This is a genomic window from Sphingopyxis sp. (genome assembly GCF_036402335.1).
Classification (GTDB): domain Bacteria; phylum Pseudomonadota; class Alphaproteobacteria; order Sphingomonadales; family Sphingomonadaceae; genus Sphingopyxis.
In genome coordinates, this window is the sequence record NZ_DASWTD010000213.1 from 1 (window position 1) to 2,388 (window position 2,388).

The 2,388-nt window shown below is 64.6% G+C and carries 2 protein-coding genes; both read left to right on the top strand.

Features of this window, described 5'->3' with window-relative positions; translation table 11 throughout:
* The first annotated feature begins 132 nt into the window (after positions 1–132).
* Positions 133–873 (top strand): response regulator, encoded by a 741-nt coding sequence (locus tag VGD20_RS06670; protein WP_414714551.1) that lies wholly within the window; start codon positions 133–135, stop codon positions 871–873.
* Positions 866–2,320 (top strand): HAMP domain-containing sensor histidine kinase, encoded by a 1,455-nt coding sequence (locus VGD20_RS06675; protein ID WP_331133704.1) that lies wholly within the window; start codon positions 866–868, stop codon positions 2,318–2,320. The genes VGD20_RS06670 and VGD20_RS06675 overlap by 8 nt, the downstream gene beginning before the upstream one ends.
* Positions 2,321–2,388: the final 68 nt, after the last annotated feature.

Genomic DNA, 2,388 nt, shown 5'->3' on the forward strand with positions numbered 1-2,388 from the left:
CGGGGGGGGGGGCTGGATTATGCCCCGCGGCTTTAGACCGCCGCCCATTGCGCCCGATAACCCGCCGGTATCGATTTGTTTCAATATATGTCGGCTACAGACTTGGGCGCGCGGCGCGGCTATCGTCCGGCCATGTCGACAGCCCGGCAATCCCATATCCTCATAGTCGACGACGACCGCCACATCCGCACGATGCTGGCGCGATATCTGAGCGATCATGGCCTGCGCGTGTCGATGGCCGATGGCGGCCAGCAGATGATGGAGCAGTTCGCCCGCCATGCGTTCGACGTCGTCATACTCGACGTCATGATGCCCGGCGACGACGGCTTTACCCTGTGCCAGCGGCTGCGCGCATCGAGCCACGTCCCGATCATCCTGCTGACCGCACGCGATACCGAGACCGACCGCGTAATCGGTCTCGAACTCGGTGCCGACGATTATGTCGCCAAGCCGTTCAATCCGCGTGAACTGCTCGCGCGGATCCGCGCGATGCTGCGCCGCGCGACGATGGCTTCGGCGCCCGCAACCGCCGCAAGCAAGGCGCGGTTTCGTTTCGCCGGCTGGACGCTCGACCTGACCAAGCGCGCGCTGACCTCGCCGCGCGGGACCCGCGTCGACCTGACGACGGGTGAATTCGACCTGCTGACCGCGCTCGCCCAGCATCCGCAGCATGTCCTCAGCCGCGATCAGCTGCTCGACCTTGTCCATGGGCGCAGCAACCTCAACATCGATCGCAGCATCGATGTCCAGATTAGCCGGCTTCGCCGCAAGATCGAGGAGAATCCGCAGGAGCCGCTGCTGATCCGCACCGTCCGCAACGGCGGCTATTTCTTCGCGGCCGATGTCGAAAGCGGCGCGTCGTCGCATGGGTAGTTTCGGGGGCAGGTTCGGGCTCGGGTTCCGTCCGCGTGTGTCACGGCTGAAACTCGCGCCGCGGATCGGCTTTGCCATCGTACTGACGGTCGCCGCCGCCTATCTTCTCAACCAGAGCCTGCAATTTCTGATCCCGCCGCCGCCGTTCGTGATGGTCGAACGGGCGTGGCTGATCGATTCGGTGGTGCGCGGTGCCCGCATTGCCGGGACCAATGCCGGCCCGCCTCGCGACAAGGCGCTCGGGGCGATGGCCGCGTCGCAATATCTCGACTTTACCGTGACCCGCGCCGCGCCGCTGTTCGGGCAGGAATCGGGTTCGCTGTTTGCCGAAGGCCTGCGGCAATCGATCGCCAGGGGTGTCGGGGTTCCCGCCGCGCGGGTTGCCGTCATGACAGCCGTCTATGACGAGCAGAATATGGAGCGATCGGCGAGCAACGCGATCGTCGTCATCCCCGAGCTTCCGGCGGTGCTCCGCTCGGAAACGCTGGCGAGCAGCGAAAGCAGCGTGCTTGGCGAGCTCGTTATTTCGGTGCAGCTGGAGGATGGCGAGTGGTTGACCGTGACGCAGCGCAATCTGACGATATCGTGGCGCCACTATGCGCGGATCGCCTTCGGTATCGTCGGCAACCTGCTGATCGTTATCCTGTTCTCGGTGTGGATCGCGCGCAGCATCGTCGTGCCGCTGACACGGCTTTCGGCTGCGATCGAATCGCTCGGGCGCAATCGCGAGCCGACGCTGATCGATGAAATGCGCCTGCCCGAATATGCCGCGATTGCTGAAAGCTTCAACACGATGCAGCTGCGACTGAAACGCTTCATCGACGAACGCATGGGAATGCTCGCGGCAATTTCGCACGATTTGCGCACGCCGCTGACCCGGCTTCGCCTGATGGCCGAATATGTCGACAATCCCGAACAGCGCGAACAGCTGCTTCTGAACGTCGGCGAGATGGAGACGATGGTCGGTGACGCGCTGGCGTTCATGAGTGCCGAGGCGCGAAGCGAGAAGGTAGAGGTGGTCGATCTGGCGGTTCTGCTGATCAGCCTGACCGACGAATATTCCGATTTCGGCAACCGGGTTTCCTATGTGGGACCCGAACATGCCGACTTGCCCTGCCGGCCGGTCGCGCTGAAACGCGCCTTCTCGAACCTGATCGCCAATGGCTGTAAATATGGTGGCGCCGTCGAGGTCCGGCTCACCGTCACCGCCGATGCGTTCGCGGTCGATGTGCATGACGAGGGCGAAGGAATCCCGCCCGAATATGAGGAAAAGGCCTTCTTGCCCTTCGAGCGGCTCGAAACGTCGCGAAGCCGCGAGACGGGCGGATCGGGGCTCGGGCTCGCGATCAGCCGGGACATCGTCAGCAGCCACGCAGGCGAAATCAGCTTCCGGCGCCCTGCCGAGGGCTTCATCGTCCATGTGTGGTTGCCGCGGCCGGCGGGGTGAGCGTCAGCGCGTCCGGCGCGCCCTCCAGCGTTCGGCGCCCTGCCAGGCGAGCCACGCGGCGAGCGGCA

Coding starts and splice junctions, on each gene's coding strand:
- VGD20_RS06675 (WP_331133704.1), top strand. CDS start 866: ATGGGTAGTTTCGGGGGCAGGTTCGGGCTCGGGTTCCGTCCGCGTGTG.
- VGD20_RS06670 (WP_414714551.1), top strand. CDS start 133: ATGTCGACAGCCCGGCAATCCCATATCCTCATAGTCGACGACGACCGC.